The organism is Pseudarthrobacter sp. IC2-21 (assembly GCF_034048115.1).
GTDB classification, from domain to species: Bacteria; Actinomycetota; Actinomycetes; order Actinomycetales; family Micrococcaceae; genus Arthrobacter; species Arthrobacter naphthalenicus.
Genome location: NZ_CP139145.1, coordinates 905,846 through 931,577 on the forward strand (window position 1 = coordinate 905,846; position 25,732 = coordinate 931,577).

Below are 25,732 nucleotides of genomic sequence, written 5' to 3' on the forward strand. Positions count from 1 at the left end.
TCAACCCGGGTCTATGATGGCAGTCACACATCAAACAGCATTTCTTGAAGGAGAGGCCCGCCGTGGAAGAACTGCGCATCGAAGCCAACGGGAACCTCGGCCCCATCGATTCCGCCCGCATCCCGCGCTACGCCGGAGCCGCCACGTACGCCCGGCTGCCGCGCCTGGACCAGGTGGCCAAGGCCGATGTGACGGTGGTGGGCGTCCCCTTCGACTCGGGCGTCTCGTACCGGCCCGGCGCGCGCTTCGGCGCCAACCATGTCCGGGAAGCCAGCCGCCTGCTGCGTCCCTACAACCCCGCCTGGGACGTGAGCCCGTTCGAAAACGTGCAGGTGGCCGACGCCGGCGACATGGCCGTCAACCCGTTCAACATCAACGAAGCCATCGAAACCATCCAGCAGAACGCCCTGGACCTCACGGCTGCCGGAAGCAAACTGGTGACCCTCGGCGGGGATCACACCATCGCGCTGCCGCTTCTCCGCGCCGCAGCCGAACGGGCAGGCGGGCCGGTGGCCATGCTGCACTTTGACGCGCACCTTGACACCTGGGACACCTACTTCGGCGCGGAATATACGCACGGAACGCCGTTTCGCCGGGCCGTTGAAGAAGGCATTCTGGACACCGAAGCGATCAGCCACATCGGCACGCGCGGCCCGCTCTACGGCAAGAAGGATCTCGACGACGACCACCGCTTCGGTTTCGGCATCGTCACTTCGGCCGACGTCTACTACCAGGGCGTCCTGGAGACGGTGGCCAAGGTCCGCGACCGCATCGGCAGCAGGCCGTTGTACATCTCCGTGGACATCGATGTCCTGGATCCTGCGCACGCCCCCGGCACCGGAACCCCCGAGGCGGGCGGCATCACCAGCCGTGAACTCCTGGAAATCATCCGCGGGCTCCGCGGCCTGAACCTGGTGGGCGCCGACGTCGTCGAAGTGGCCCCCGCCTACGACCACGCCGAAATCACCGGCGTGGCCGCGAGCCACGTGGCCTACGAGCTGATCACCCTCATGGCGGACAATGCCGTGGACGGCGGGCGTTTCGGCGCCGCCAACGGCTACGCTGCCCAGGCCCTCGGCCGGGAACCGCACCAACTCGCCGGCTTCGCCGCCGTTACAAAGGAGCCCTAGATGACTGAATTCGACGCCGGCACGCATGCTGCCGCCTCCCCGGCAGCAGGCAGCACCGGCCAGCGCAACGGCGGGGACCTCGTGGTCGAGACCCTCGAAGCCCTCGGCGCGAAGACAGTCTTCGGCATCCCGGGCCAGCACGCGCTGGGCCTGTTCGACGCGATGGGCCGCGGCAACCTGCATTTTGTGTCCTCCCGGGTGGAGAACAACTCGGCTTTCGCCGCGGACGGCTACGCCCGTGCCACGGGGGAGGTGGGGGTGCTGTTCCTGTCCACCGGACCGGGCGCGCTCACGTCCCTGGCCGGGCTGCAGGAGGCCTACGCAACCGGCGTGCCCATGGTGGTGGTGGCCAGCCAGATCCCGCTCGACGGCCTGGGGGCCCGCCGCAAGGGCATGCTCCACCAGCTCGATGACCAGAAGGCCTCAGCCGCGAACGTCACCAAGAGCCAGCGCCTGATCCAGCACGCCTCCGGCATCCCCTCGGCCATCCAGGACGCCTGGACCGAGGCGATCTCCTCGCCGCAGGGCCCGGTGTGGCTGGAAATCCCGCAGAACGTGCTGCTGGATCCCATCATGGTCCCCCCGGTGGAGGATGCGCTGGCCGAAGCCGCGGACAACCCTCCCCGGGTGGAGCTGATCCGCGAAGCCGTGAGGTGGCTCTCGACGGCGGAACGCCCCGCCATCATCGCGGGCGGGGGCACCCGGCGGGGCCGGGCGGAGAAGTCCCTGCTGTCGATTGCCGAAAAGCTGCGGGCACCGGTGATCTGTACTCCTGGCGGCAACGGCGCGTTCCCCTGGAACCATGAGCTGTCGCTGCAGTCCTGGATCGAGGACCGGCACATGACCGACGTGCTGGAGGATGCCGATGTCCTGATCGTGATCGGCTCCTCCCTGGGCGAGGTCACCTCCAACTACTTCACGTTCGAGCCCCGCGGGCGGATCATCCAGATCGACGCCGAACCGCGCGTCCTCGAATCGAACCGCCCCGGCCTGGGTATCCGGGCTGACGCCGGCCAGGCGCTCGCCGCCCTCGACGAAGCCCTGGCGGCACCGGTCCGCAGCGGTGCCGCCGGAATCAGCGCGGCCGAAACAGTCCGCAGCTGGCATGGCGTCGCCCCCGAAACGTTGGTCCAGGAGTCCCTTGCGAAGGTGCGCGCCCGGCTGGAATCACAGGATCTGGCCAAGGAACTGAAGTTCATGGCGGATATCCGCGAGGCCGTGCCCGGCGATATGCAAACCTTTTGGGACATGACCATCGCCGCCTATTGGGGCTGGAGCTGCTGGGATGCCAGGGAAGGCCAGTTCCACTCCGCCCAGGGAGCAGGCGGCCTCGGCTATGGCTTCCCGGCAGCCATCGGCGGCGCGGTAGGCCTTGAAACGCTGGGCCGGCCCGGACGGGTCCTCGCCGTCTCCGGTGACGGGTCCTCCATGTACTCCATCGCCGAACTCGCCACCGCCAAACAGCACAACGTCCCGGTCACCTGGCTCATTGTTGACGACGGCGGCTACGGCATCCTGCGCGAATACATGGTGGGCGCCTTTGGCAAGGCCACGGCCACCGAGCTCACCCGCCCGGACTTCGTCAAGCTCGCCGAAGCGTTCGGTGTGCCGGCCACCCGGGTGGCCCCCGAGGATGTGGGGGACGCGCTCAAGGCGGGATTCGCGGCTGACGGGCCGAACGTCGTCGTCGTCGAAACGCTCCTCAAAATGTTCGCGCCCACGCACCTGGGCATCTAAAGGTCGCCTCCTCCTATTAGTTTCCCAAAGTAACCATTTAGCGATATAGTTGCTTGAGGCAAACAACTGAGGAGTAATTCATCATGGCAGTCGCGCCGGACACCGCAGCGGATCTGGTCTACCGCATCTTCGATCTGCAGCGGGTGGTCCGATGCGTCGCGTCGGCGAGCTTCCGCGGGCAGGACACCGGTGTGGCGCTTCAGGGTGTGCTCCGGTATGTGGGGGAGGGGGAGTCCCGCGCCACGCACCTTGCGGAGCGCCTGGGCGTATCGGCCCCCGTCCTCAGCCGGCACATCGCGGACCTCGAAGAGCAGGGGTACGTTGTCCGGCGGCAGGACCCGTCCGACGGGCGCGCCCAGTTGGTTGCCCTCTCCCAGGCAGGCGTGGAGAAGCTCCGTCAGATCGAGGAGCAGCGCACGGCCACCCTGCAGGGCTACCTCAGCAACTGGAGCCAGGAGGACGCCGAAGACACCGCGCGGGTCCTGTCCCGGCTTTCCGAGGCAATCAAACAATCAGCCCGGGCAACGGCGGCCGGTCCCATCACCACACCGACCCCCTAGAAGGACTCTTATGTCGAGCCAACCACCCGCCGCGCCACCCTTGGCGATGACCCACCGCCAGATCATGGAAGCCCTGACCGGGCTCCTCGCTGCGTTCTTCACCGCCATCCTCAGCAGCACCATCGTGGCCAACGCGCTGCCCACCATCATGTCCGACCTGCACGGCACCCAGACCGACTTCGCCTGGGTCATCACCGCCGCCCTCCTGGCCAACGCCGTCACCACCCCCATCTGGGGCAAGCTGGCGGACCTCTTCAACAAAAAGATCCTGGTCCAGCTGAGCATCGTCATCTTTGTGGCCGGTTCCGTGATGGCCGGCCTCTCCGAAACCATCCCGCTGCTGCTCACCGCCCGCGTTATCCAGGGTGTTGCCATGGGCGGGCTCACTGCCCTGGCGCAGGCCATCATCGGCACCATGATCCCGCCGCGGGACCGCGGCAAATACTCCGGCTACATGGGCGGCGTGATGGCCGTCGGCACCGCCGGTGGCCCGCTGCTCGGCGGATTCATCGTGGACAGCCCGCTGGGCTGGCGCTGGACCTTCTTCGTCTGCGTGCCGCTCGCCGTCGTCGCCCTCATCCTCCTGCAGCTGACCCTCAAGATCCAGCACGTCAGGCGCCCCGCCAAGATCGACTGGCTCGGCTCCATCCTGCTGACCTCCGGTGTGAGCCTCCTGCTGATCTGGGTTTCCTTCGCCGGCAACCCCGCCTACTACGACTGGGTCTCCTGGCAGTCGGCCGCCATGGTGGGCGGCGGCCTGGTGCTGCTGGCCCTGCTGGTGCTCGTGGAATCCAAGGTGGAACAGCCCATCATTCCGCTGAAGATCATCTCCGAGCGAACCACCGCCCTGGCCATCCTCGCCTCCGTGGCAGTGGGCATTGCGATGTTCGGCTCCACCACCTTCCTGGGCCAGTACTTCCAGGTGGCGCGCGGTGCCACACCCACCGAAGCCGGTCTCCTGACCCTGCCGATGATTGCAGGCAACCTGACAGGCTCCGTTGTGTCCGGCCTGCTGATCAGCCGCACGGGTAAGTGGAAGGGCTACCTGATCGGCGGTTCCATCCTGCTCATCGGCGGCCTGGGCCTCGCCGGCACCATGGACCACACCACGGAGCTCTGGCAGGCCGGAATCTTCACGGCCATCCTGGGCGTGGGCCTGGGCATGCTGATGCAGAACCTGGTGCTGGCCGTCCAGAACACCGTCCGGGCCTCGGACATAGGCACAGCCAGCGCGTCCGTGGCCTTCTTCCGCTCGGTAGGCGGGGCCATCGGCGTCGCCGTCCTCGGCGCCGTGCTCAGTAACCGGGTCACCCAGCTCGCCACGGAGGGCCTGGCCGCGGCCGGCATCCCTGTGACCGGCGGCTCGGCCGGGGCCTCGCTGGACCTGGTGGACATGCCCGCACCTGTCCGCGAGATCATGCGCGCCGCGTACGGTGATGCCACTGCAGAGGTCTTCCTGATCTCCGCCGTGGTGGCCGTGGTGGCGCTGATCTCAGTGCTGTTCATCAAGGAACGCCCGCTGCGGCGCACGGTGGACATCCAGCCGGACACCAAGCCCGGCACCAGGGCTGACAGCAATCCCGACGGCCAACCGAACGCTGACGGCGAGCGTTCGACGGCGGGCCTTGCGTCCGCCCGTCACTGACCGCCCGTAATTGCTTGCCCGAACGGCCACCGAGTCCCCCGAACGGGCCCGGTGGCCGTTTCGCGGCAGAACACCGGCTCCCGTACGCCCCCGGGGATGATTCTGCCCCGGCGTATATCCGCCGGACAACGGATTTTGTACAGTAGGTAGGCTAATAATGTCGGCCTCTGCTGCTAAGACTTATCCCATCATTTCGCGCTCTCTCCCTAAGGACCCGTGGGCATGCTCCTGACCCTCATACGGCGCTATTCCAAGCCGTATACGCCGTACATCGTGGCCGTGGTTGTTTTCCAACTGGCGTCAACCATCGCAGCGCTCTACCTGCCCAGCCTCAACGCCCGGATCATTGACGAAGGCGTCTCCCGCGGGGACACCGATTTCATTTGGCGCACCGGGGCCGTGATGCTCCTCGTGGCCCTGGTCCAGGTGGTGGCAGCCATCGCCGGGGTCTATTTCGGCTCCAGGACGGCCATGGCCGTGGGCCGGGACCTCCGCCGCGGCGTGTTCCGCAAGGTCACCAGCTTCTCGGCGAAGGACGTGAACGCCTTCGGCGCCCCCACCCTCATCACCCGCGGCACGAACGATGTCCAGCAGGTCCAGATGCTGGTGCTGATGGGGCTGAACTTCATGGTGGCCACACCCATCATGTGCATCGGCGGCATCATTATGGCACTGCGCGAGGACCTCAGCCTGTCCTGGCTGGTCTGGGTGTCCGTGCCGGTGCTGATTGTGGTGGTGGGCTACCTCGTAGTCCGGCTGATGCCGCTGTTCCGCGCCATGCAGAAGAAGATCGACCGCATCAACGCCGTGCTGCGTGAGCAGATCATTGGCATCAGGGTGGTCCGCGCCTTTGTCCGCGAACCCTACGAGACGGACCGGTTTGGCGTTGCCAACAAGGACCTGACGGATGTCTCCCTGAAGATCGGGGCCCTGTTTGTCCTGATGTTCCCGGCCATCGGCATGATCCTGCACCTGTCCACGGCCGCGGTGCTGTGGTTCGGCGGCCAGCGCGTGGATTCCGGCGACATGCAGGTGGGCGCCCTGACCGCCTTCCTTCAGTACCTGCTGCAGATCCTGATGGCCGTCATGATGGGCACGTTCATGGCCATGATGATCCCGCGCGCCTCCGTCTGCGCGGACCGCATCGGTGAAGTGCTCGACGTCGAACCCTCCATTCACGATCCCGAACGTCCGCAAACACCCGCCGCCCTCGAGGGCGTGGTGGAGTACCGAAACGTCACCTTCGCCTACCCCGGCGCCGAATCGCCCGTGCTGAGCAACATCAGCTTCACTGCCAGGCCGGGGGAGACCGTGGCCATCATTGGTTCCACCGGTGCCGGCAAGACCTCCCTGCTGTCGCTGCTCCCGCGCCTCTACGATATTGCCGAGGGTGAGGTCCTGCTGGACGGTGTCCCCGTGAGTGACCTGGACCGGGCCGAGATCACCAAACGCGTTGCCATGGTCCCGCAGCGGCCCTATCTTTTCTCCGGCACCATCGAGCACAACCTGCGTTTCGGCAAGACCGAAGCCACGGACCAGGAGCTGTGGGACGCACTGCAGATCGCCCAGGGCGAGGACTTCGTGCGCGCCAAGAAGAACGGCCTGAACGCCCGCATCGCCCAGGGCGGCACCAACGTCTCCGGCGGCCAGCGGCAGCGGCTATGTATTGCCCGGGCCCTGGTGACCCGGCCCAAGGTGTACCTTTTTGACGACTCTTTCTCGGCCCTGGACGTGGCTACGGATGCCCGGCTCCGAGCGGCCCTTAAGCGCACCACCGCCGATGCCACCGTCATTATCGTGGCCCAGCGCATCACCACCATCACGGACGCGGACCAGATCCTGGTCCTGGACAACGGCAGGATCGTTGACCGCGGAACCCACGAGGAGCTCCTGGAAACCTCGCCCACTTACCAGGAAATTGTTGAATCCCAGCTGAGCGTGGAGGAAATGGCATGAGCGCCGCCAAGAAAGACGCCACCGGCCTGAACCTCGAAAAGACCGAATCCGCGGCAACACCGGAGGACCTCTTGGAGGACGACGAATTCTTCGAGGAGGAGTTCAAACCCTCCGAGGCTGACGGCGACATGTTCGGCGGCATGCCCGCCAAGAAGGCCGAACACTTCTGGCCCTCCGCCAAACGCCTCCTGGGCCTGCTGAAGCCCGAAGCCATGGGCATCTACGCCGTTGTTGCACTGGTGGTGGTGTCGGTGGTCCTGAACGTCATCGCCCCCAAAATCCTCGGCCAGGCCATGGACGTGATCTTCGGCGGCGTGGTGGGCAAACAGCTGCCCGCCGGTGCGAGCAAGGAACAGTTCGTTGAAGGGCTGCGCCAGCAAGGCCAGGAAAACTTCGCGGACATGATCTCGAAGATGGAACTGGTGCCCGGCACCGGGATCAACTTCCAAAAACTCTCCGTCCTGATTGCCATCGTGCTGCTCATGTACTTCGTGGCCAACATCTTCCTGTGGCTGCAGGGGTACGTGCTGAACCGCATCGTGATGAAGGTGATCCGCAGGCTCCGTGACGATACCGAAAAGAAGCTGAACAAGCTTCCGCTGAACTACTTTGACACCCGCCAGCGCGGCGACGTGCTCTCCCGCGTGACGAACGACGTCGACAACGTCCAGCAGGCACTGCAGCAGGCGTTCGCGCAGCTGATCAGCTCCCTCCTGACGGTCATCGGCATTGTCATCATGATGTTCATCGTGTCCTGGCAGCTCGCCCTGATCGCCCTGATCGCGCTTCCGCTCTCCGGTGTGGCCGCCGGGCTGATCGGCTCCCGGAGCCAGAAGCTCTTTGCCGCCCAGTGGAAGAATACGGGCGAGCTCAACGGCCAGATCGAGGAGTCCTTCTCCGGTCACGACCTGGTCCGGGTGTTCGGCCGTGACGCTGACATGCTGGAACGCTTTGAAGAGCGGAACGAGGCTCTGTACAAGGCCAGCTTCGGGGCCCAGTTCGTCTCCGGCATGATCTTCCCGGTCATGCAGTTCGTCTCCTACCTCAGCTACGTCGGCATCGCCGTGGTGGGCGGACTTCGGGTGGCGTCAGGCTCGATGTCCCTGGGTGATGCCACGGCGTTCATCCAGTACTCCCGCGAGTTCACCCAGCCGCTGGGCCAGATGGCCGGCATGGCCAACATGCTGCAGTCCGGTGTTGCCTCCTCCGAGCGGGTGTTTGAATTCCTCGACGCCGATGAGCAGGACGCCGAGACCGCCACGGATCACCTGCCGGCCAAGACCGACGGGCACGTGGAGTTCCGGGACGTCACGTTCAGCTACACCGAAGACAAGAAGCTGATCGAAAATCTGTCCTTCACCGCAGAGCCCGGCCACACCGTGGCCATCGTGGGTCCCACGGGTGCGGGAAAGACCACCCTGGTGAACCTGGTGATGCGCTTCTACGAGCTCAACTCCGGGTCCATCACCCTTGACGGGGTGGACATCACCAGGCTGAGCCGCTCCGAGCTGCGCTCCAAGGTGGGCATGGTGCTCCAGGACGCGTGGCTGTTCGGCGGCTCAATCTACGACAACATCCGTTACGGCAATCTGGACGCCACGGAGGAACAGGTCATGGCGGCGGCCAAGGCCACCTTCGTGGACCGCTTTGTCCGCGCCCTGCCGGACGGGTACAGCACGGTGATTGACGAGGAAGGCAACAACGTCAGCGCCGGCGAGAAACAGCTCATCACCATTGCGCGAGCCTTCGTGGCCAACCCGTCTCTGCTCATCCTGGATGAGGCCACCAGTTCAGTGGACACGCGCACCGAAGTGCTGGTCCAGAAGGCCATGGCGGCGCTGCGGACGGACCGCACCAGCTTTGTGATCGCCCATCGGCTGTCCACCATCCGCGACGCCGACACCATCCTGGTCATGGAGAACGGCAGGATCGTGGAGCAGGGGAACCATAAGAAGCTGCTGGCCGCCGAAGGCGCGTACTACCGCCTGTACCGGTCCCAGTTCGCCGGTGCAGACGCTGAAGCAACGGCTGTGGATGATTCGACGGCGGTGCACAGCTGAGCGCGCAGGCCGGCGCGGCCGGGCCGCGCCGCATCGAGGTCCTGGTCCCGATGCGCTGGGGCGACATGGACGCCTACGGGCACATCAACAACGTCCAGATCGTCCGGATGATGGAGGAAGCCAGGATTGCTGCGTTCGGGCCGCCGCGGGGCACAGGCCTGCCCGGCGTCGAACCCGAAGTGGGGCTCTTCAACGAGGTGCCCGACGGCACCCTGGCCCTCGTGGTGGACCACAAGATCCGTTACGTCAGGACGCTCGAGTACCGCAATGTCCCGGCCGTGGTCCAGGTGTGGATCGGGGCCGTGAAGGGCGCCAGCTTTGACATTCATTACGTGGTGCAGGATCCGGTGACCCGGGAGGACTGCGTCCGGGCCAGTAGCCACCTCGCCTTCGTGGATGCGGACTCAGGGCGTGTCCTGCGCCTGACACCCGAGCAGAAGGAACGGATGGCGCCGTTCACCTTTTAGGCTGCCGGACAGGCGGTCCCCCGGCCGCACCCGTTGCACGGGCGGGGCGCACACCCGAGACTGGGTATATCGATCTAAGGAGCGTTGAAAGAATGGCCAAGAAAAACAAAAAGACCTGGAAAGAGATGTCCCCGGCGGCACGGGCAGGAGTCGTGGCGGTAGGGATAGTGCAAATGGCGCTGATGCTGGCTGCCCAGCGGGACATCAGCAGGCGCCCGGCAGCGCAGATCAACGGGCCAAAGGCGGCCTGGCGGGCGGCTGCCCTCATCAATTTCATCGGCCCGATGGGGTACTTCATTCTTGGCCGCAAGCGGCCCGGTTCAGTCACCTAAGATGCCCGGGCAGGATCGGTGAGCACACGGACCTAGGAGCAGGCACCCAGCTTGAACCTGTAAATTTGACCATATGACCCCGCCTCCCAAGACTGCAATGCATCGCGCCCTCGGCGTCTCCAAGGAGATTGAGGAGGCGGCATGGTTTGTGCTCGGTCCGGGGCTGCAGGGCAAACCCTCCGCCTTGGACGGCAAGACCCTGACGTGGACGGCCGACGCCGCGGCCGAGCTGTTGGGGCGTCTGGAACAGGGGGTCGCGGACGCCAAAGCGCCCATGATGACCAACCTCCGGCAGAACCTTGAAGGGGCCTCCCGCGAGGCGAAACAGCTTGCCGTGGAACTGCTCTTCCTGCAGTCCCTGCCGCTGGCTCACGAGGTGAAGTCGCTCAAGGTCAAGCGCGCCCGCGTGGCTGAAGCGGCGTCATGGCTGGAGCCCGCGCTGGAGCTGCCCGGGGAACTGTACAAGGACATGACGGACCACGGCGTCATCCGGGACCGCACCGCCGAGTTCAACTGGACCATCTGGGACCACCTGAAGTGGCTCTGCCGCTTTGTGCAGCATGTGGACCAGCAGGTCCCCGCCGCCATCACCAAGGCGCTGAAGGATCCCCTGAAGTTCCATGAGCTGGCCGCCGGCGCCCCGGAGGACCAGCCTGCCATCCGCCGCAGCATCGAGTATCTCGCGTGGCCCAGCTACTTTGAACCCGTTGTGGCCGACGTTGAACGCCGGGAGATCCGTGACGCCTTCGCTTCCCTGGTGGGCGGCGCCAACGGCGACTCGGACGCGGACATCACCGCCGACATCCACCGCATCCGCCTGCACTTGGACGAACAGGCCGGCCAGCGCATCGACTGGTACGCCCGCCAGCTGGTCAGCCAGTGGCGCAAGGTGGGGGACCCCGGGCGCCGGGCCTGGCTGGTCCGTACCCACAGCGACAACGCCGAGCTCCTCGCCGCGTGGCACGAGGAGGAAAAGGTGACGCTCGACGTCGAACATCTCCGCCACCTCGATCCCGGCGTAACTGCCGGGTTGGTGCAGCACGCGGTGGATGAGGATTACAAGCACCTGGGCTACGTGGAACGGGAGGACACGAAGACCGCCGTCTTCGCGTTCCTTACGGTCATGAAACCGGGCGATCTTGTCCTGTACCAGACCGCGGGCGCCGTGCGGCTGGGAGTGGTGCTGGGCGAACCTGAGCACAACGAGGACAACCGCCAGATGCGGCGCAAGGTCCGCTGGCTCGACGGCGAAGGGCACGCCACCGGCGAGCTGCCCCGTCACGTGCAGCGCCAGCTGGCCACCGCCGGCATCGTTGTGGATGTCACCAAGGTGGTGCAGGCGCTGCAGGCGCTCGTCCCCGGTGAGGCGGAACCGGACGACGACGATCCCGCAACAGCCGCCGTCGAAGTCGTCCCGGTGCTTGAGGGCTTCCGCCCGCTGGACCGCGAGTTCGCGGATTCGCTCCACATGGAGCTCGAGCCGCTGCAGGAGATCGCGGAACTTCTGGCAGAGAACCGCCAGCTGGTCCTGTACGGGCCGCCCGGCACCGGCAAGACGTACCTGGCCAAGCACCTCGCCGCGGAGCTCGCGCAGGACAGCACGGACGAACGGGTGAAGCTGGTGCAGTTCCACCCCTCCTACGCGTACGAGGACTTTTTCGAGGGCTACCGGCCGGACAAAACTGATGAGGGACAGGTGTCCTTCAAGCTCGTGGCGGGCCCGCTGCGCCGGCTGGCCGAGGAAGCCGCCAAGCCCGGAAACGAAAAGAAGCCCTACTTCCTGATCATCGATGAAATGAACCGGGCCAACCTGGCCAAGGTCTTCGGCGAGCTGTACTTCCTGCTCGAGTACCGGGATGACCGGATCTACCTGCAGTACAGCCCGAACGAGCCGTTCACCCTGCCGGACAACCTGTACATCATCGGCACCATGAACACCGCAGACCGGTCCATTGCCATGATGGATGCCGCCATCCGCCGCCGGTTTGCGTTCATCGAGCTGCACCCGCAGACCGAACCGGTGAAGGGTTCGCTGCTGCGCTTCCTGCAGGCACGGGAGCTGGACACCACGCCGGCGCTGCTGCTCGATGCGCTCAACGCGGCCATCGACGAGTGGGACCGGGACCTGATGATCGGCCCGTCCTACTTCATGAAGCCGGCTGCCCAGACACCGGCCGGGCTGCGCCGGATCTGGAAGTACGAGCTGATGCCGCTGCTTGAGGAGCACTACCACGGCCAGCTGACCCGCGCGCAGTTGGAGGAGCGGTTCGGGTTGGAGCCGCTGCTGGGACGCCTTGCGGCCAGCTAAGGGGCTGCCGGCCGGGCCGGTCCCGGCACACTCTGTCCAGGCACAGTCTGTCCCGTCCCGGGCTGTCCCCGCGCAGCGGCTTGCGGTGAAGCCACTGCCGCCCAAACCCCCGCAGGCTCCGGCGCACGGCGGCCCGGTGACGGGGAGCAGGCACCTGGTCATGGACGAGCTGTCCGGCGGCGTGGTGGAACGGCTGGACCCCGCCAGCGCCGCGTTCCTGAACTCGAGCGGGCTGGTAAAGGCCTCGCCAATGGGTATGGGCCTCTACCGGATCGAGCCGGTGGGGAAGGTGGGGTCGGTCCGGACGGCCACCATCCAGCTTGATGTCCGGCCCAAGGACCGGCTGGGCCTGAGCCGGCTGCTCTTCCTCCTCAGCTACGCCGGAAACCAGGGCTTCCGGGCAGACTCCGTGGCTGCTGTGGAGGACCGCGAACTGTGGAGTGCGCTGGCGGAGTCGCTGGCGCAGCTGGCGGAGCGTGCGTTGGGCCGCGGAGTGCTGCAGGGCTACCGGACAGTGGATGAGTCCCTCCGCACGGTCAAGGGCCGCATCCGGATTTCAGACCAGATCTCACGCCGCCCTGGCATGCTGGTGCCGCTGGAAGTGTCGTACGACGAGTTCACCGAGGACATCGCCGAAAACCGGATCCTGCGCGCGGCGCTGGAACGCATGGGCCAGGTCCCCCGGGTCCGGCCTGAGGTCCTGAGCCGCCTGCGCCAGCTCAAGGGAAAGCTCGACGCCGTGACCAGGCTGCCGGCGGGCGCTCCGCTGCCGCCGTGGACGCCGAGCAGGATGAACGTCCGGTACCACTCAGTGCTGCGCCTGGCCGGGCTGATCCTCCGGAACGCGTCCGCGGAGGCCGGCGAGGGCAAGCAGCAGACGGCATCATTCGTGGTGGACATGGCGCAGGTTTTTGAGGACTTTGTGGGCGCGGCGCTCCGGGAGGCGATGGCGGCGTACCCGGGGGAGATCCGGCTGCAGTACAACGCACTCCTCAGCGAGGCCGTCCGGGACGCTGACAGGCTCTCGGTCCGCCCGGACGCCGTGCACGTGCTCGATGGCCGGCCCGTGGTGGTGTACAACGCCAAGTACAAGGCCGCAGCGGATCTCGGCGCGTCCCTCACGGCCGACCACTACCAGATGCTGGCCCACTGCACCGCCCTCGGTGTGCCGACCGCATGGCTCGTCTACGCGGGTGCGGGAGAGATGAAGCTGCGGCGGATTCTGAACACGGATATCGACATCGTGGAGTTTCCGCTGGATCTGTCGCTGCCGCCGTCGGACATTCTTGCTGCGGTGGCGGAGCTGGCTCGGCAGTCCTGGGGTGAGGTTCTCCGCACGTCGGCCGGGGGCTAGTCCGCAGACGCTCCCTGCGCCTGGGCCTATACGGGCAGCCGGACGATGAAGGTGGTGCCTTCGCCCAGCTTGCTTTCCACCTCGATGGTCCCGCCGTGGGCCTCCACAATCGCCTTGCTGATGGACAGCCCCAGCCCCACCCCGGGAATGGCGGTCCGGCGCACATTGCTGGTGCGGAAGAACTTTGAGAACACTTCAGCCTGATCCTCGCTGCTCATGCCCATCCCGGTGTCACGGACACGGCAAATGACCTGTTCGCCGTCCTGCGCCAGGGACACCACCACGTTTCCGCCGTCGGGAGAGTATTTGATGGCGTTCGAGACGAGGTTGTCCAGTACCTGGGAGATCCGCGGGCCGTCCACGTGGGCATCCAGCCGCGCCGGCGCGTCAGCTTTGAGTACCACGCGGGCGGCATCGGCCTTGGGCAGGGCGGCGGAAATGCTGGCGCGCACCAGTTCGGCCACGTCCACCGCGTGCGGCGTCACGATCAGTTGGCCGTCCCTGGTGGCGAGCAGGTCCGACACCAGGGTGAGCAGGCGTTCCGAATTGCGCTTGATGATGGTCAGCGGCTCCAACTGGTCTTCCCGGGGCTCGTCCTCGAGGAGGATTTCCACATAGCCCAGGATGGATGTCAGGGGTGTCCGGAACTCATGGGAAACGCTGGAGACGAACTCGTCCTTGGCGGCCAGGGCATTGACCAGGTCCGTCACGTCGCTGAAGACGATGACCGAGCCCGCAAACTGGCCGTCGGCATCCTTCATTGCACGGGCGCTGGTGGTGATGGCCCGCTGTTCCTTCCCCGCCCCGAGCCAAACGAGGTAGTCCGTGAAGGTCTCGCCCAGGACCGCCCTGCGCACGGGCCGCTCCTCCACCGGAACGGAAGTGGTGCGGTCCGCGGCGAAGACCAGCAGCTGCGACTCGTTCGGGCCCTCACTGTCCTTGGGGCTGGCCAGCTCGTGGTTGGCCCGCTGTTTGCGGTTCATCAGGATGTCGTGGCCGTCCGCGTCGACCGCCAGGACACCGATGTTCACGGTTTCCAGGACGGAGTTGAGCAGGGCCTCCTGCCGTTTGGTGCTGCGCAGGCTGGCCTTGAGCTGTTCGTCCTTGTCCTCCAGGGACTGCTGTTGGCGCATCATGCTGAGGGTCAGGACGCTCACCGACACTCCGATGCCCAGCATCATCACGGGAACCAGCAGCGACTTAGCCAGGCTGGGACCGGACACATTTCCGTCGAGGAACAAGGGGACCCAGATGATGGCAAGGGGGCAGAAGAAGGACGCCCAAAGCGCCAGCCGCGGGTAGTAGCCGGAAGCGCACAGCCAAATAACGGGGAAGACCGCCAGCAGGCTGATCCCGGTCAGGCTCTCCTGTCCGCCCTCCCGGCCCACCGCGATTGAGACGAAGTCCAGGAGGGGTATCACCAGGAAGCTGGTGTACGGGAGCCGGTCCCACGGCACCAGGAAACACAGCGCCATGATGGCCAGCTGGGACACCAGGAACGCCACGAACAGCGGGTTGTCCATTGTCCCGGGGAAAAAGGCCCACATGAGGAACGCGGTCAGGAGTGTGGTGATGAACAGTGGCGTCTGGCTCAGGACCACCCGGTCCGTCAGCCGGTATTCGTGGAAAGGGCGCCGGAAAAACCTCAGCCGGCCCGCTGCCCACGCCACCGGCTCAGTCATGAAGGGCAGCCAGAAGTGTCAGGGTTGTGAGACGCATACCAACAGGGTATCGGCAGCGGGCTATACTTCTCACGTTGTCAAGCTGGCTGAGGGGGCTTGTATGAGTGAGGCACGAGTGGGCCTGGTCATCGAGGATGACCAGGATATTCGGGAACTGGTCCGCGCGGTCCTGACCCAGGCTGGGTTTGACGTGAGCGTTGCGGCCAGCGGAACCGAGGGTGTTCTGGCGGCAAGATCGCTGAATCCGGATGTCATCACCCTGGATCTGGGTTTGCCGGATATTGACGGGTTTGAGGTCTCCCGGCAGATTCGTGAATTTTCTGACGCCTACATCGTGATGCTGACGGCTCGGGCCGAGGAATTGGATACCCTGATCGGTCTGGAGTCGGGGGCCGATGATTACCTCACCAAGCCGTTCCGTCCCCGGGAGCTCCGGGCGCGGATTGCGGCAATGATGCGCCGGCCCCGCTCAGCTCCTGACGCTCTGGAGGATGCCGCCGCAGCGGAGCGGGCGGACGATCCGGGAGCGGGACATTACAGCCACAATGGACTGGACCTGACGTACGCGTCCCGGTCCGTCACCGTGGATGGACAGGAGCTGAACCTGACGCGGACGGAGTTTGAACTGCTGTACGCGCTGCTCGAGGCGGGCCGGACCGTCCGGACCAAATCTGATCTGGTGCGTCGCCTCCGGGACGAGGATTACGACGTCGGCAGTTACATCAGCGAGGCGGACGAACGGTCGGTGGAGGTCCACATGGGAAATCTGCGGAAGAAGCTCGGCGACTCGCCCCAGCGCCCGCGCTGGCTGCAGACCGTACGTGGCGTTGGTTACCGCTTGGCGCCGGCGGACCGCTGAGACTCCAAGCGGTGCAGCGTCTGGCTGCAGCACAGGCTGATGGGTCTGAGGTAGTCCGCAGCCAGTTGCGGGAGCGAGACGGAGGGCTCCTTGCGGGGTGAATCCTCACGGATGGAGCGTTCAAGGTCTATGGCCAGTCCGGCCAGCCGCTCGGCGCCCACCATCTGGCTCGAGGTCTTGATGCTGAGGACGGCATCCACTGCTCCGGGCAGGTCTCCGGTTGTCAGGGCCACGCGCAGCTTGCCGATCCGGACCGGGAGGTAGTCGATGAAGTTGCTTACAAAGACGGTGCAGTAACCCTCATCGTCGGCCAGTTCATCGCGGAGGCGGTCCAGGACCGAAGGATCCACCAAGGGGCGCCCGGCATCATCGGAGGGGGCCATTCCTGTCCTTTCCGGTTGCGTCGCCCATCCCGGAAAGCCGGGGTGGAAGCCAGGATCGTCTTGCATCTTCAGGGTAAATCGCTTCCTCTGTGCGTCGGCCCTCCGGGATCAAGACTGGGGTTTTCCTGTGGAGAATGCGGTTTTTTGCCGTAGGAGTTCATCTTTGCCGGTGCCGCTCAATTCGGGCGCGGGCAAACACTCAAGAATGGCTCAAGTTCCGGAGCGGTTTTCTTGCGCGCCAAGAAAGCCCACCAGCTGCGCTTCGAGGGCGGAGCCGTCTTTCAGGTCGCACTCCCACACGGTGAGCACCTCCCAGCCCAGGGCTTCCAGCTGACGGCGTTGCTGGCCGTCGCGTTCGCGGGTCCGGGCCCGTTTGGCTTCCCAGAAGACGGCGTTGGCCTTGGGAGCGTGCTGCCCGGCGCGGCAGTCGTGGAAGTGCCAGAAGCAGCCGTTGACGAAGATGACTTTGCGCCGGCCTGCGAAGACCAAGTCCGGGTTTCCGGACAGGCGGATGCTGCCGGCCTTGCCGTGGAGCCGGTACCGGTATCCCCTGGCATGCAGGAGACGGCGCACCAGCAACTCCGGTTTGGTGTTCTTGCCGCGGATCCGGGACATGTTCCAACTCCGCTGCTCGGGCGTCAGCCTGTCTGACATGCTTCCAGTCTAGAAGCTCCTAGATTTCCCGTTCCGGCTGTTCGCCCAGTTCGAAGTGGCGGCCGCTGACGGACGTGGGGATAACCTCCACGTAGAAATCCTTGAGCGTGGGCACCCAGGTTTTGAGGCCAAGCTCTTCGACGGCGGCGACTTCCGCGGAGCTGCTCAGGACCCGCGCCGTTCCCCGGAGAACCACTGACCAGGCTTCATCAGAGAGAATGCCGTCGGTTTCCAGCAGCACGCTGGAGTTGATGGTGAGCTGGGCCAGCTTGTTCCCGGGCGCCGTGCGGAGGTAGATCTTCCGGTTGGAAGCGATGTAGTTGACGGGGAAGATGTCCGGTTCGCCGGCAACAGAGACCACCAACCGGCCGTGCCTGGTGGCCTCCAAGAGTTTCCAGGACTGCTCGTCATCGAGTTCCAGTACGGGCTGGCCGTCGGGGTGCGTGTACATCATAAAGGCCATTCTTCTACGTTCCGTAGAAGAATTCTAGGGCTGGACGGAGGAATTTCGGATTAAGTTGGCGGGTAAATCCACTCTGGCGGGCAGCAGAGCCGTGTGACTTTCTGCCGGGGCGGCGCGGTGGTAGCACCGTTGCCTGGTAGCTGTGGATAACTTTGATCGCTCCGATGTGTCCTGGGCTACCCTTAGATCATTGTTCGGAGCGAGGCGTCTTGAAACTATCGGGGGATTAGCTGCCCATGACATCGCACAAGTTCTTCACCGCCCGGCATCTGCGTGCCGCCACCATCGCGGGCCTTGCGTCGGCCGCGCTGGCGCTTTCCGGCTGCAACGCCGGTGGCAGCCCGGGCGGGACGGATACCTCCCCGGCGGCGGTCTCGCAGACGCCCACGGCAACCGCCAGCCCCACGCCTTCCCCGACGTCCACGCCGGCCTATGTGCCGGCGTCCGCCAGTGGCCGTGCCCAGAACGTCCCCGTGCCTGTACTTCCGGATGTAGGGAAGACGGAGACAAAGGAGGGCCTGGAGGCGTTCGCGCGGTACTGGTACGCGACGTTGAGCTACGCCTATGAAACCGGCGACACGCAAAAATTAGACACGTTGAGCGAATCGTACTGTGTCTTCTGCAGGGGTCTCTCGGATGGTGTAGCGGCCGCATGGGCCGATGGTCGCTGGATATCAGGAGGTAAAGTCGAAACGCCTGCGGTATCTGCTGTAGTCGTGCCGGGCGAGAAGGCGTACGCCACAATTCAAGTTCTTCAACAGGCTGTTGAAATCAGGAAACCTGACGGAGCTCTCTACCAAGAGCCAACGAAGGCGACTAACGCGGGAAGCCGAGCGGACGCGACTTTCGGCCCCTCGGGGTGGGTCATCTCCGATTTGGGCCTCATCAGATAATCATGGACATCAAGTGCGCTGGCGTAGCGTCTCTATGTTTGTCCTTTCTCTTGCTGGCTTTAAGCCCCACAAGTTCGCGCGCGGATGAGCCACCCATCGTCATCGGATATGAAGACAAGGGACTTGCAGTAGGGGCAGATAAATGGACCGTGGACGGTGCAACGGGGGAGATCAGGCCTGGCCGCCCGGACCAGATTTCCTCGGACCCGAATAACTACAAGTACGAGCTCCAATGCCACATAGGTGGGGGCGACTTCGACTCGGTCTGCCTGCGGAGTCAGATCGAGTGCCCGGACCGCGCCGACGGCGAGGTGGGTATCCCGGTCATCTGGTACTCCATGCCCCGAGGTGTTCCGGGCGCTGTCTGGGCTATCCATTCGGGTCCCACCTGCCTTTATGACGCCCAGCCTGAGGACCTCCTGCCGCGAATAGCGGCCGCGATCCAGCGGCAGTTCGAGAGCCTGCCCATCAACGCCGGCGCCGTGGTCGCGCAGCCGAGTCCGCACACCCTTCGTGGGGCCGAAACGAACTTCTACGCAAACGCCTCGGAACAGCAGTTCGACGTGACGATGTTCGGGCAGAAAGTCCATGTTGTGGCCACCCCGGCTCAGTACACCTGGAACTACGGCGACGGCACGGTGTTCGGCCCGCAGCCGTCGATGGGCGGCCCCTTGCCGCAGGAACGCTGGGGAGAGAAGACCCGGACCAGCCACATCTACGCGCAGACGGGCGACTTCCGGGTGGTCCTCACCACCTCCTTCCAGGGCACCTACTCGGTGAACGGCGGCCCGCCCCTGCCTATCCCGGGCCAGGGCCAGTTCAGCGCGCCCCCGCAAGGTATCAGCGTCTGGCGTTCCATCACCCGGAACTACGCCGATGACTGCAACGCGAACCCCCAAGGGCAGGGCTGCCCGGGCGTGCCGGCAGGACGGTAAAACGCCTCCGTCACCAGGTGTGATGGCCCTCTCACCCGGAATAGATGCAGACGCTAACCAGTTGGGACCAGCAGAACGAATCCCTTCGAAAGGAACTGCCTGTGCTGTTTTCCCCGTTGACTCTTGGTGAGCTCGAACTGTCCAACCGCCTGGTGATGGCGCCCCTGACCCGTCTCCGTGCGGGCCAGGAAGGCGTACCCGGTCCGTTGCTCGTGGAGCATTACCGTCAGCGCGCCTCACTTGGCCTCATCGTCAGCGAAGGCACCTATCCGAGCCCGGCCGGCCGTTCCTACATGGGCCAGCCCGGACTTGTCACCGAACAGCAGGTTGCCGGCTGGAAGAAAGTCACTGACGCCGTCCATGCCGAGGGCGGCCGCATGTTCGCCCAGGTCATGCACGGCGGCCGGGTGTCCCACGAGGACATCACCGGCGGCCACCAGCTGGTGGCGCCGAGCGCCCTCGCCGTCGACGGCGAAGTCCGTACCCCGTTCGGCAAGAAGCCCTACCCGGTGCCGCACGCGCTCACCCCTGATGAGCTGCCCATCGTGATGCAGGAAATAGTGGCCGCCTCACTCAACGCCATCGACGCTGGTTTCGACGGCGTCGAGCTGCACTCCGCCAACGGATACCTCCTGAACGAATTCCTTGCCCCGAACTCGAATGTGCGCACGGACAGCTACGGCGGATCCCCGGAAAACCGGGCCCGTTTCGTGATTGAAACCGTGAACGCCGTGGTGGCGGCAGTCGGCGCCCACCGGGTGGGCATCCGCATCTCCCCGGAGCACCAGGTCCAGGGCATCGCCGAGACCGACGCCGCCGATGTCCGTGCTACCTACGAAGTTTTGGTGGACAGCATCGCACCCCTGAACCTCGCCTACCTCAGCGTCCTGCATCAGGACCCCACCAGCGGGTTGGTGCAGGATCTCCGGGCGCGCTTCAACGGCACGTTCCTGGTCAACTCCGGCTTCGGCACCATCACCACCCGGGAGGAAGCGGCCGCCCTGGTGGCCAACGGACACGCCGACGCCGTGGTGGTGGGACGCCCCGCCATCGCCAACCCGGACCTCGCACGCCGCTGGAAGGAAAACCTTCCGCTGAACGAGCCGGATCCGTCCACCTTCTACGCGGACAGCTCGGCGGGCTACACCGATTACCCCGCGCTCTCGGCCTAATGGTCTACCGGCCTACCGGGCAGGAATACTGAACTAACAGCGACGGCGGCACCCAGCTTGGGTGCCGCCGTCGTTGGTTGCCGGTGTGCTGTCCGGCAACTGAAGCCCAAGCCATCCGACGGCTTGGGGCCTCTTGATGAGAGGAAAGCTCGCTCGAGGCCTTACGAGAGCGGGCGAAAGCCAGAATACTCCAGCCCATGCGCTACTGCTAGGGGCCTACAGGAAAGCTTCGCGGCCGGTGCCCTCCCGCATCACAAGTTTGTCGTCCTGGATGGATACAAGGAGGCTTTTGGGCTTGCCGCTGACTTTCGTGATGGCCTTCAGGCCGCGGTTGGTGACCTCCACGCCGACCTGAGCCCCCTTGGCGGGCAGCTCGATGGATGCTTCGTAGGCTTCGCCGATGAGCGGGTTGGTTGACACGCCGACGTCGCGCCGAACTTCCTTGCCGTTAACCATGACGGTGATGTTGGCCTCGTCGAATCCATCCTGAAAGACGATGAGCAGTTCCCGCATGGTGGCCTCTTCCTCGAGAGTGATTGCCTGTGACTGCATATCCACTACAGCACTTCGCGGCCCGCAGCGGAATACCCGGCCATCCCCAAGCCTCGGACCAAGGAGGTGGCGGTCAGCTGCGTAAGGCAAAATGTTCAGGTGACCACCCAACTTCCGTCTGCCCCGTCCACGCCCGCGTCCGCCACCACCCCGGACAGCGCCATTCACGCCCAGATCGCCGCTGAGCTCGGCGTCAAGACCTGGCAGGTGAAAGCCGCCGTGGAACTGCTCGACGGCGGGTCCACCGTCCCGTTCATCGCCCGGTACCGCAAGGAAGCCACCGGCACGCTCGACGACACCCAGCTCCGTGAGCTCGATGAACGCCTCCGCTACCTCCGCGAACTCGAGGACCGCCGTCGGACCGTCCTTGAGGCGATCGCGGCGCAGGGCCAGCTGACCGCCCAGCTGCAGACCGCGATCCTGGCCGCGGACACCAAATCCCGCCTGGAAGACATCTACCTCCCGTTTAAGACCAAGCGGCGCACCAAGGCCCAGGTCGCCCGCGAAGCCGGCCTTGAACCGCTCGCCGACGCGCTGCTCCAGCGGCCGGACCTGGACCCGGAACGCGAGGCCGCCAGGTACCTGAACGCGGAGCACTCCATTGGCGACGCCGCTGCCGCGCTCGCCGGTGCGCGGTCCATCCTGGTGGAGCGGGCCGCCCAGGACCCGGATCTGGCCGCCACCCTGCGGGAGCGGCTCTGGACCCAGGGCCGGATGGTGTCCCGGGTCAGGAAGGGCAAGGAGGCTGAAGGGCAGAAGTTCGCCGACTACTTTGAGTTCAGCCAGGTTCCGTCCGGAATGCCCTCGCATCGTGTGCTCGCGCTGCTGCGAGGCGAGAAGGACGGGGTCCTGGAGCTGGACCTGGCCGAAGCTGATCCCAATAACGACGCCGCCCTGACCGCCGCCCGTGCCCGCTATGAGGCTGCCGTGGCGAGGTGTCTCGGCGTGGCGGACCGCGGCCGTCCGGCGGACGCGTGGCTGATGCAGACGGCGGAGCTCGCCTGGCGGTCGCGGGTCCTCGCCCGGCTCACCTCCGACCTTCGCGGCCGCATGTTTGCCGCCGCCGAGGACGAAGCGGTCCGGGTGTTTGCCGCCAACCTGCGCGACGTCCTGCTGGCGGCACCCGCAGGGAACCGCGCCACCCTGGGCCTTGACCCGGGGCTGCGGACCGGGGTGAAAGTGGCCGTGGTGGACGGAACCGGCAAGGTGGTGGCCACCGACACCGTCTATCCGCACGCGCCCGCCCGAAAGTGGGACGAAGCGCTGGCCACCCTCGTGCGGCTCGCCCAAGAACACGATGTTGAGCTCGTGGCCATTGGCAACGGCACAGCATCCCGCGAGACCGACAAGCTTGCCGCGGAACTGATCAAACTGCTGCCCGCCGCCGAGAAGAAACCACAAAAACTCGTGGTTTCCGAGGCGGGGGCGTCCGTGTATTCGGCGTCGGCGCTGGCCGCTGCGGAGCTTCCCGGCATGGACGTGTCCCTGCGCGGCGCCGTCTCCATCGCCCGGCGGCTGCAGGACCCGCTGGCCGAACTCGTGAAGATCGATCCCAAATCCATCGGCGTGGGCCAGTACCAGCACGACGTCACGGCATCGAAGCTGGACCGCAGCCTGGACGCGGTGGTGGAAGACTGCGTCAACGCGGTGGGTGTGGACGTGAACACCGCTTCGCCCGCGCTCCTGAGCCGCGTGGCCGGCGTCGGACCCCTGCTGAGCGAAAACATTGTGGCCTACCGGAACGAACACGGGCCGTTCGCCAAGCGCAGCGAATTGAAGAAGGTTCCCCGGCTGGGGGCCAAAGCCTTTGAACAGTGCGCCGGCTTCCTGCGGATCACCGGGGGAGCGGAGCCGCTGGACGCGTCCAGTGTGCACCCGGAGGCCTATGCCGTGGCCCGCAAGATCCTGGTTGCCGCCGGGTCCGCGCCGGCGTCGTCCCTGGACCCGCGGGCCTTTGTGGACGGGACATTCGGCCTCCCCACGGTCCAGGACATCCTGGCAGAACTGGACAAGCCCGGACGCGACCCGCGCCCGGCCTTTGCCGCAGCGACGTTCTCCGAGGGCATCGAAAAGATCTCCGACCTTAGACCCGGCATGGTGCTGGAGGGGACGGTGACGAACGTGGCCGCCTTCGGTGCCTTCGTTGACGTGGGGGTGCACCAGGACGGCCTGGTGCACGTGTCCGCGCTGGCCAACCGGTTCGTCTCCGACCCGCGCGAGGTGGTCAAGTCCGGACAGGTGGTGCGCGTTAAAGTGCTGGAAGCGGATCCGGAGCGCAAGCGGATTTCCCTGACGTTAAGGCTCGTCGACGAGGTGCCGCCTCCCGGCGGACCCCGCCCCCGCAACCAAAAGGCCGAACCGGGACGGGCATCGGCCGGCAAACCTCCTGCCGCCCGGCCGCAGCCGGCCAAGCCGGCTCCCGCCGACACCGCCATGGCTGAGGCGCTCCGCAGGGCCGGCCTCGGCAAGTAACCGGCACGCCGGCGGGACGGACCCCGCGAAGTCTGCTAGGGAAGCAGCACGCGCGGGCGTCCGAACTGGGTCCGGACTCCGGGGGAGTAAAGGACAGAGTCAGGGGGGCCGGACACGTTGAGGCCGGCGGCGCGGATCAGTCCGTCGTGGAGTCTCGTCACCTCGGCCCGGTGAAGGGGCCACGCAGCATGGGTGTTGGGGACGTACAGCGTGCGCCGGCCGAGGGTGGTGTGGAGGCCGAACCTCGCTGTCAGGTGAATGGACAACGGATCGGCAGCGACCGTGTCCAGGTCCGGCACGGCGTCGAAGTCGCTCCGCGCCCCGTCCCTGAACCGGCGGACAGCGAACCCGACGGAGTTATCTGCCGGCGACCGGCGGAAGCCCGCGCGCGACCAGACGTACGGGATTCCGGCCGCCCGGGCGGCCAGGACCACCGCCAGCCGGTTGGCGTCCAGGCTCAGGAACACCACGCCGCGGGTGCCTTCCGGTTCCCGGGAGTAAAGCCGGACATTGATCTCGTTGAAGTCCCCGAAGAAGGGGACCGCGGGGCCGCTGCCGAGGCCCGCCTTGCGCATGCGGAAACCAATCAGACCCACCCATGACGAGCCGTCGTAAACGTCGGGTACCACCCCCGGCGGCATGAAGCGTGCTGCCTCGGATTCAGGCAAACGCCAGTGCAGGAACAGGGCGTCAGTCCAGCGCTGGTCCATGATGATGGGAGCCGGGAGCGGGGGCGCGTCCGGCCAAGGATCCGGCTCCTTCGCGTGGGAAATCATCATGACCTCTGTCCTCTTCCTGCGTCCTCTTCCCAGGGGCTAAGCGTCCGTCCGCGCCGTACCCGCGGGTGCTTTCTGCCAGGGCCAGCGGCCGGTAATCTCCAGCTCCAGCGAGAAGCTCAGGAACGTCCGGATCAGCACAATGATAGCCAGCACGCCGACGCTCTCGAACGTGGGTGTCACGGCTACCGTCCGGATAATATCGGCCGCCACCAGAAGCTCGAGGCCAAGCAGGATGGACCTCCCCAGCAGTTGCCGGTAGGCGCGGTACACCGTCAACTTCTCGGCCCCGGCAGGCAGCTTTCGGGGCTGGTATCCGCGCAGGGCCATCGGAAGGGACACCAGAGCGCCGATAACCATCACGGATACGCCGGCCAAGTCCATGAATTTGCCCACGGCCTCGATGATCTGCTGGAAATCCACCCTGCTCCTCGTCTGTCACGTGAGTGTCGCCCGCACAAGAGGCGCCTACCAAAGCAGCCTACGGGTGGCGGACTCCAGTTCCGGCGAGGACCGCGCGGTAGCCTTCCCGGAACGTCGGGTACGAGAACTCGAGCCCGGAGGACCGGAGCAGCGCGTTGCTGCAGCGCTTGTTGCCGCCGCGGGCCTCGCCGGCCGGACCCACCGGGGGTTCGGGGCACCCCATCTCGGCGGCCAGGAAGCGCAGGACGTCCCCAAGCTCCGCGGGATCGTCATCCACACCCACATAGAACTGCGCCGGGTCGGCGGCCAGCAAAGCCAGATGCACGATCGCAGCGGCAGCGTCGTCGCGGTGGATCCGGTTGGTGAACCGCGGTTCGTCGGGAATCACGGCGGTGCCGCTCCGGACCTGGTTTATCAAACGGGTACGCCCGGGCCCGTAGATCCCGCCCAGCCGCAACACAACGGCCTCGGAACCGGTGCCGCGCAGCCGCGAAAGCAGGAGTTCCTCCGCCTCGCGGAGGACACGCCCGGAGAATCCTGCAGGCGCCGCCGTCGTACTCTCATCAACCAGGCCACCGCCTGCGTCCCCGTAAACCGCGGTGGAGGACACAAAAAGCACCCGACGCGGGGTGACGCCGTCGCGTTCCAGGGCATCGAGGACGTGCGCCAGCCCGTCCACGTACGCGGCCCGGTAGGCCGCCTCCGTGGGGGAATCGGCAGCAACAACGACGACGACGGCGGTGGTGTCCGCCGGGATGACCGGCAGCTCCGTGCCGCTCAGGTCGGCCGCGACGCCCTCGATCGCCGCCGGCAGCTTCTCCGGCGAACGGCGCCAGCCCACCACCCTCTGCCCTGCTGCGGCAAAACGCAGCCCTGCCTCAGTGCCTAAGTCGCCGCAGCCGGCCAGGAGAACCGTCAT

At 65.9% G+C, this 25,732-nt stretch carries 23 protein-coding genes; 15 read left to right on the plus strand and 8 right to left on the minus strand.

The window, feature by feature from the left end:
* The first annotated feature begins 62 nt into the window (after window positions 1-62).
* From speB to SBP01_RS04290, 10 genes are all read left to right on the plus strand, one after another.
* Window positions 63-1,130: an agmatinase gene (gene speB, locus SBP01_RS04245; protein ID WP_320537584.1), complete on the plus strand. Its 1,068-nt coding sequence runs from the start codon at window positions 63-65 to the stop codon at window positions 1,128-1,130.
* Window positions 1,131-2,867 carry a thiamine pyrophosphate-binding protein gene (locus SBP01_RS04250; RefSeq protein ID WP_320537585.1) on the plus strand — a complete coding sequence of 579 codons (1,737 nt, stop codon included), beginning with the start codon at window positions 1,131-1,133 and terminating at the stop codon, window positions 2,865-2,867.
* An 83-nt stretch (window positions 2,868-2,950) separates the two neighbouring features.
* Window positions 2,951-3,427 (plus strand): MarR family winged helix-turn-helix transcriptional regulator, encoded by a 477-nt coding sequence (locus tag SBP01_RS04255; protein ID WP_275214506.1) that lies wholly within the window; start codon window positions 2,951-2,953, stop codon window positions 3,425-3,427.
* Window positions 3,428-3,437: 10 nt separating this feature from the next.
* Window positions 3,438-5,072: an MFS transporter gene (locus SBP01_RS04260; RefSeq protein WP_320537586.1), complete on the plus strand. Its 1,635-nt coding sequence runs from the start codon at window positions 3,438-3,440 to the stop codon at window positions 5,070-5,072.
* Between the two features lie 222 nt (window positions 5,073-5,294).
* A complete protein-coding gene (locus tag SBP01_RS04265) occupies window positions 5,295-7,028 on the plus strand; it encodes an ABC transporter ATP-binding protein (protein ID WP_275214505.1) in 1,734 nt (577 codons plus the stop codon).
* Window positions 7,025-9,088, plus strand: coding sequence for an ABC transporter ATP-binding protein (locus SBP01_RS04270; RefSeq protein WP_414004262.1), 2,064 nt, complete (start codon window positions 7,025-7,027; stop codon window positions 9,086-9,088). Before SBP01_RS04265 ends, SBP01_RS04270 begins: the two co-directional genes overlap by 4 nt.
* Before the next feature lie 50 nt (window positions 9,089-9,138).
* The gene (locus SBP01_RS04275) at window positions 9,139-9,555 is read left to right on the plus strand and encodes an acyl-CoA thioesterase (RefSeq protein ID WP_275214504.1); all 417 of its coding nucleotides are present in this window, start codon (window positions 9,139-9,141) and stop codon (window positions 9,553-9,555) included.
* A gap of 92 nt (window positions 9,556-9,647) precedes the next feature.
* Entirely contained in the window at window positions 9,648-9,887 is a 240-nt protein-coding gene (locus SBP01_RS04280) for a PLDc N-terminal domain-containing protein (RefSeq protein WP_275214503.1), read from the plus strand.
* Between the two features lie 73 nt (window positions 9,888-9,960).
* Entirely contained in the window at window positions 9,961-12,195 is a 2,235-nt protein-coding gene (locus SBP01_RS04285) for an McrB family protein (RefSeq protein ID WP_320537587.1), read from the plus strand.
* Window positions 12,196-12,355: 160 nt separating this feature from the next.
* Complete coding sequence (locus tag SBP01_RS04290) at window positions 12,356-13,549, plus strand: 5-methylcytosine restriction system specificity protein McrC (RefSeq protein WP_320537588.1); 1,194 nt, start codon at window positions 12,356-12,358, stop codon at window positions 13,547-13,549.
* 26 nt (window positions 13,550-13,575) lie between these two features.
* Here the strand turns inward: SBP01_RS04290 and SBP01_RS04295 are convergent, their stop codons facing one another.
* Window positions 13,576-15,231 (minus strand): sensor histidine kinase, encoded by a 1,656-nt coding sequence (locus tag SBP01_RS04295; protein ID WP_320537589.1) that lies wholly within the window; start codon window positions 15,229-15,231, stop codon window positions 13,576-13,578.
* Window positions 15,232-15,331: 100 nt separating this feature from the next.
* On the opposite strand from SBP01_RS04295, the gene SBP01_RS04300 reads away from it, so the two are divergent.
* The gene (locus tag SBP01_RS04300) at window positions 15,332-16,090 is read left to right on the plus strand and encodes a response regulator transcription factor (protein ID WP_275214500.1); all 759 of its coding nucleotides are present in this window, start codon (window positions 15,332-15,334) and stop codon (window positions 16,088-16,090) included.
* Here the strand turns inward: SBP01_RS04300 and SBP01_RS04305 are convergent.
* From SBP01_RS04305 to SBP01_RS04315, 3 genes are all read right to left on the minus strand, one after another.
* Entirely contained in the window at window positions 16,063-16,473 is a 411-nt protein-coding gene (locus SBP01_RS04305; RefSeq protein ID WP_275214499.1) for an Hpt domain-containing protein, read from the minus strand. The two genes, SBP01_RS04300 and SBP01_RS04305, sit on opposite strands and share 28 nt — an antisense overlap.
* 210 nt (window positions 16,474-16,683) lie before the next feature.
* Window positions 16,684-17,127, minus strand: coding sequence for a very short patch repair endonuclease (locus SBP01_RS04310; RefSeq protein ID WP_320537590.1), 444 nt, complete (start codon window positions 17,125-17,127; stop codon window positions 16,684-16,686).
* Between the two features lie 19 nt (window positions 17,128-17,146).
* The gene (locus SBP01_RS04315; protein WP_320537591.1) at window positions 17,147-17,581 is read right to left on the minus strand and encodes a pyridoxamine 5'-phosphate oxidase family protein; all 435 of its coding nucleotides are present in this window, start codon (window positions 17,579-17,581) and stop codon (window positions 17,147-17,149) included.
* Window positions 17,582-17,826: 245 nt separating this feature from the next.
* Here SBP01_RS04315 and SBP01_RS04320 point away from each other — a divergent pair, with 245 nt between their 5' ends.
* From SBP01_RS04320 to SBP01_RS04330, 3 genes are all read left to right on the plus strand, one after another.
* Window positions 17,827-18,483 carry a DUF6318 family protein gene (locus SBP01_RS04320; protein ID WP_320537592.1) on the plus strand — a complete coding sequence of 219 codons (657 nt, stop codon included), beginning with the start codon at window positions 17,827-17,829 and terminating at the stop codon, window positions 18,481-18,483.
* Between the two features lie 149 nt (window positions 18,484-18,632).
* Entirely contained in the window at window positions 18,633-19,418 is a 786-nt protein-coding gene (locus SBP01_RS04325; protein WP_320537593.1) for a PKD domain-containing protein, read from the plus strand.
* Between the two features lie 101 nt (window positions 19,419-19,519).
* The gene (locus tag SBP01_RS04330; protein WP_275214494.1) at window positions 19,520-20,590 is read left to right on the plus strand and encodes an alkene reductase; all 1,071 of its coding nucleotides are present in this window, start codon (window positions 19,520-19,522) and stop codon (window positions 20,588-20,590) included.
* Between the two features lie 216 nt (window positions 20,591-20,806).
* On the opposite strand, the gene SBP01_RS04335 is transcribed toward SBP01_RS04330, so the two are convergent.
* Complete coding sequence (locus SBP01_RS04335) at window positions 20,807-21,103, minus strand: hypothetical protein (RefSeq protein ID WP_275214618.1); 297 nt, start codon at window positions 21,101-21,103, stop codon at window positions 20,807-20,809.
* 138 nt (window positions 21,104-21,241) lie between these two features.
* On the opposite strand from SBP01_RS04335, the gene SBP01_RS04340 reads away from it, so the two are divergent.
* On the plus strand, window positions 21,242-23,614 hold the full coding sequence (locus SBP01_RS04340) for a Tex family protein (protein WP_320537594.1): 2,373 nt from the start codon (window positions 21,242-21,244) through the stop codon (window positions 23,612-23,614).
* 35 nt (window positions 23,615-23,649) lie between these two features.
* On the opposite strand, the gene SBP01_RS04345 is transcribed toward SBP01_RS04340, so the two are convergent.
* The 3 genes from SBP01_RS04345 to SBP01_RS04355 are packed head-to-tail and all read right to left on the minus strand — an operon-like array spanning window position 23,650 to window position 25,732.
* Complete coding sequence (locus SBP01_RS04345; RefSeq protein ID WP_275214617.1) at window positions 23,650-24,390, minus strand: YqjF family protein; 741 nt, start codon at window positions 24,388-24,390, stop codon at window positions 23,650-23,652.
* A 39-nt stretch (window positions 24,391-24,429) separates the two neighbouring features.
* Entirely contained in the window at window positions 24,430-24,813 is a 384-nt protein-coding gene (locus SBP01_RS04350; RefSeq protein ID WP_320537595.1) for a DUF1622 domain-containing protein, read from the minus strand.
* 58 nt (window positions 24,814-24,871) lie between these two features.
* Window positions 24,872-25,732: an NAD-dependent epimerase/dehydratase family protein gene (locus SBP01_RS04355; protein WP_320537596.1), complete on the minus strand. Its 861-nt coding sequence runs from the start codon at window positions 25,730-25,732 to the stop codon at window positions 24,872-24,874.